The following is a 4,793-nucleotide window of genomic DNA, read 5'->3' as shown; positions in this document are numbered from 1 at the left end:
ATATAATTTTGACAAATTGTGTAAAAAAAAAATTAATAAAAAAATATAGTTGATGAATAAATATAAAATGATGTATCCTGTAATTTACAGGGGAATATAATTATCTGCCATTATACTTACGATTAAAAATTTAGGGGAAAATAAGGATGCAACCAATTAGACAAGGTGATGTTATATTGCAACCAATCAAGCTAACTTCAGGTAAGAAACTATCCCACCTGACTTTAGCAGAGGGAGAAGTTACAGGACATTCCCACCAGATTACCTGTGGAAATGCGGAGCTATACGAAAAAGATGGCACGCTATACCTAAAAGTTTTGTCAGAAACAGCAAGTTTAACCCACGAAGAACATAAACCCGTCACAATTCCACAAGGAAACTGGATAGTAAGCATTCAGCGAGAATATGAACCTATGGGGTGGCGCTATGTGGCAGACTAAAATTGAAAACCTAACAACAGAACAAAAATCATTAATACCAATTTATCGGGAAAAGTGGCACAAGAATATAGTTTCAACTGACCCGATAGATAGGGAAAGAGCAACAGCGGCAGTAAATGCGGTTTACTCCGCTATGGGAAAAAAGAAACCAGAAATTCTATTTCTTAGTAGTCCAGATGCCATAAAAGAAATAGTGGGGTCGCGATCGCCCCAACGTTTAGTACAAATGTTGGGCGCTCCCTTACTGACTTGTTTACAAATTGAACTGTCAGAGAAACTAGAAAGTCAAATTGACAATGAACTTTGGCAGAAACTGGAAAATGACTTGCCCAATGAGCAGTTGTTGCGGTTAATGTTTATTTGGCAAGATGCTCTAGGCAAACACGCAGAATTGTTGGGGCAGTTGTGGGTAGAATGGCAAGGTGGTATTCTCAGGCAAATTTGGGAACAGCAGGAAAATAACTTGCGACAACAAGTAAGGCAATTTCCTGGAGGGGAACCTTTAATTGAATTGGGCGATCTAATGTGGCAACAAGTAGGAGAACCTTTGTCACGGCAATTAGATAGAAACTTTTGGCAACCTCTAGCAAGTCAACCCTTAATGCGAGAGTGGGAAGAAAATATCAAGCAACCTCTCCAACAAATAGGGGGTGCAATGGGGTTAGTCTCAAATATTAGCCAAAATTTGACAGCAAGTTCCATTGAGATGATTGACTTCTGCATTTCAGTGCTTGGTTGTAGCTATGACGAACAAAAATGGTTGGCACTGCAAGGGTTGGTTAAAGAATGTGGGTTTGTGTTGCAACTAGAGAATACTTGCTTAGTGTGTGATAACCCAATGAAAATATCTCTAGATGCACAAAACCGTTTTCATGGTGAAGGGGAAGCAGCTATAAAATTTATTGATGGCTATCATATCTATGCTTATCAAGGGGTGAAGTTGCCAGAAAGATATGGATTATTACATCCTAACCGATGGCAGGCGCGATGGTTATTGACAGAAGAGAATGCTGAGTTACGGCGAGTATTAATTCAGGGAATAGGCTACAGTAGAATTTGTCAAGAGTTACAAGCAGTAGAATTAGATAGTTGGCGAGAGTATAGTTTACTGAGAATAGATAATGATATTGATGTTGAACCTATATATTTATTAAAAATGACTTGCCCTAGTACGAATTATATTCATGCCACAAGAGTACCACCAGATGTCAGTACAGCTAGGGAAGCTATTACTTGGGTAAATTGGGGAGTCGATCCAGAGGAATTTTTGGTGGAAACTTGAGAAATGTCATTTCAGTTATCAGTTAAAAGTACCTCCTAACTGAAGTAGAAGAATTAATGAAGACTTAGGCAATGAAATAAGAAACCATGTTTATTAGACATCTGGTGGAAAATAAATAAACCTTTTAGTTATATTATAAAGAAAGAAAAAGTAACCAGAAAAAATCCTTTTTCCTGCCTTTTTCGTAAAAATATCTTATACCATTTCGACCTGATGTTGCGCTTAATATAGTGCTACGCATTAAGGCTCTTGACATTTCTAAATCCTAAAACCCTTTATTAGTCTACTATTCCCTATTCCCTATTCCCTATTNGGCTCTTGACATTTCTAAATCCTAAAACCCTTTATTAGTCTACTATTCCCTATTCCCTATTCCCTATTCCCTAGCGCGTAGCGCTATAAAAGATAACAGCTATTGCTAAAATTCAGGTTTGGGTAAGAATTATTAAGTGCATTTTTACAGAGAAATGGTATTACCTGTTCCCTGCAAAAAATCCATATCTTTTTCGCAGAGGTCTATTGTCGTGATTATTATTTTCTAAAATAGGAAATTTTGTCGATCAACCCGGTCTTATGGGTAAATCCTATGAGACATCTGCGATAATAAAAAATAAAATCAATTATCGCACAGAAATCATCAATTTTTTGCCTCCTACTCCCTACTCCCTACTCCCTACTCCCTACTCCCTACTCCCTACTCCCTACTTTATTGAGATGTCTATTGAGAAATGTCACAAAAGCTGATTACTAAACTAACACCTGAGCAAAAAGTTTTAATTCCAGTTTATCGGGAAAAGTGGCAGAAAATAGCACTTTATACCCAACCTATTAACCGTCAAAAAGCTGCAGAAGCAATTCAATTCGCTTATAGTTTGATGGGCGATCCAAATCCAGAAATTGTATTTTCTGATAGTCCCCAAGCAGCTTTTGATATTCTGCTTGATAAAATTTGGCAGCGATGGGAAAGTAAAGATGATTATGGGCATCGTCATATTTTCAAGGATAGGTGGGAACTTTTGATAAATGAACTAGAAATGCAAGTTGCCCATGAATTATTTACAGAAATAGATCGTAAAATGGGGGAAGGTTCGCTACAACCTGGGCAACTTTGGAGTCATATTCTTTACTCGCAAATAGAAGAAGAATGGCAAGATATAGTATCAGAAATTTCTATAAAGTTATTGTGTCTTTGGAGTTATCCTATTCCTACAGAATTATGGAGTAGTTATGTTGCTTCGGTAGATTTTTGTATTTCTGTTCTGAACTGCAATTATAATTCAGATGATTGGCAAGTATTGGAGTCTATTGTCAAACATTGTGGTTGGATATATCCTTTGAGAAATCTTTGCATTATTTGCGATCGCCCCAGAAAGTTATTATTAGATGATGAATATCGTCTCCATGCTGTAGAAAAACCAGCAATTGAATTTAGTGATGGTTATAGTTTATATGCTTATCATGGTGTGAGATTACCAGAAGCATACGGAAAATTAAATCCCCAAGAATGGCAGCCAGAATGGCTTTTAACTACAAAAAATGCCGAACTTAGACGAGTCTTAATTGAGGAAATTGGTTATGAGAAAATTTGCCAAGATTTGCAAACTATAGAAATAGATAACTGGCAAGAATATACTCTTTTCAGAATAGATGATGATGCCGATATTGAGCCAATATTTATTTTAAAAATGATTTGCCCAAGCACCGGAAATATTCATACTTTGAGAGTACCTCCTAATGTTAATTCGGCAAAAGAAGCAGTTGAATGGATAAATTGGGGAGTCGATCCAGAAGATTTTTCTATACAAACTTAATCCATGGGAAGACTAATATTGTTGAGAGTAGTGCCGTGACACACCTAAAATATTGCAATAGTCCAGCCGGGTTCTGGTTAAATTATTGAGGTGAAAAAATTCAATCATATCAACCCNCACCGGAAATATTCATACTTTGAGAGTACCTCCTAATGTTAATTCGGCAAAAGAAGCAGTTGAATGGATAAATTGGGGAGTCGATCCAGAAGATTTTTCTATACAAACTTAATCCATGGGAAGACTAATATTGTTGAGAGTAGTGCCGTGACACACCTAAAATATTGCAATAGTCCAGCCGGGTTCTGGTTAAATTATTGAGGTGAAAAAATTCAATCATATCAACCCATCCCAATAATTTAATTCACTTTAAATCAATTGAAAAATTTATTGTATAAGTTAGGTTTATTTAATTTCAAAAGTTCAAACTATAGTATTTTCCTAATCAGTCTAATACCAATTTAATCAAATATTGCTACAGTAACGACACAGAGAATAGGGAATAGGGAATAGGAAACAGGGGAAGAAAAACATAAATATTACAGAAGAAAAAAGGTTTGATTTCCATAATTTATGGGATTGATATTTTTTTCTTGTAGGAATAAATCAAAAAATCCGATGTAACTGCCTTTTTTGAAAATGGTCTAAGTTCTCTAGGTTCACAAGCTAAAATAAAAATAAATCTCTGGAAAAAACAAGATCAAATTATGACAAGTCTTACTAAATGGACGGTAGAAGATTATCATCGTATGATAGATGCAGGAATAGTACAAGATCGTAAAGTAGAACTAATTAATGGAGAAATTATTAATATGAGTCCAGAAGGACCAATTCATCGTTTTATAAATCATAGAACAGTCAAATATTTACGTCATATTTTAGGAAATCTTGCAGAAGTAATGGAAGCACATCCTATTACTTTAGTTAACTCTGAACCAGAACCAGATATTAGCATTGTTCGTTCTCCCGATACATTATATTTAGAACGTCATCCTTATGTAGAAGATATTTACTGGATTATTGAGATTGCTGATAGTACATTACAAAAAGATTTAGGAACTAAAAAAACATTATATGCCAATTCAGGAATAAAAGAATATTGGGTAATTGATATTGCTAAAAAAAATTTAAAAGTATTTCGCAATCTAATGAATAATGAATATCAAATTGAACAAAACTATCAAGATGGAATTATTTTTCCCCTGGCGTTTCCTTCAGTAGAGATTTCTGTCAAAAAAATAATTGGATTTGATTAAAGGGATA

At 35.1% G+C, this 4,793-nt stretch carries 4 protein-coding genes; all 4 read left to right on the top strand.

Annotated elements, in window-relative coordinates:
* Positions 1-146: 146 nt before the first annotated feature.
* Positions 147-440: a hypothetical protein gene (locus tag AFK68_RS10205; protein ID WP_094672610.1), complete on the top strand. Its 294-nt coding sequence runs from the start codon at positions 147-149 to the stop codon at positions 438-440.
* The gene (locus AFK68_RS10200; RefSeq protein ID WP_094672609.1) at positions 427-1,722 is read left to right on the top strand and encodes a DUF6745 domain-containing protein; all 1,296 of its coding nucleotides are present in this window, start codon (positions 427-429) and stop codon (positions 1,720-1,722) included. The genes AFK68_RS10205 and AFK68_RS10200 overlap by 14 nt, the downstream gene beginning before the upstream one ends.
* A 728-nt stretch (positions 1,723-2,450) precedes the next feature.
* Positions 2,451-3,533: a DUF6745 domain-containing protein gene (locus AFK68_RS10195; protein WP_094671239.1), complete on the top strand. Its 1,083-nt coding sequence runs from the start codon at positions 2,451-2,453 to the stop codon at positions 3,531-3,533.
* A 704-nt stretch (positions 3,534-4,237) separates the two neighbouring features.
* Positions 4,238-4,786: a Uma2 family endonuclease gene (locus AFK68_RS10190; protein WP_094671241.1), complete on the top strand. Its 549-nt coding sequence runs from the start codon at positions 4,238-4,240 to the stop codon at positions 4,784-4,786.
* Positions 4,787-4,793: the final 7 nt, after the last annotated feature.

This window comes from Hydrocoleum sp. CS-953 (assembly GCF_002260545.1).
Taxonomy (GTDB): domain Bacteria; phylum Cyanobacteriota; class Cyanobacteriia; order Cyanobacteriales; family Microcoleaceae; genus Trichodesmium.
This window is presented reverse-complemented; position numbering and strand designations above follow the sequence as displayed.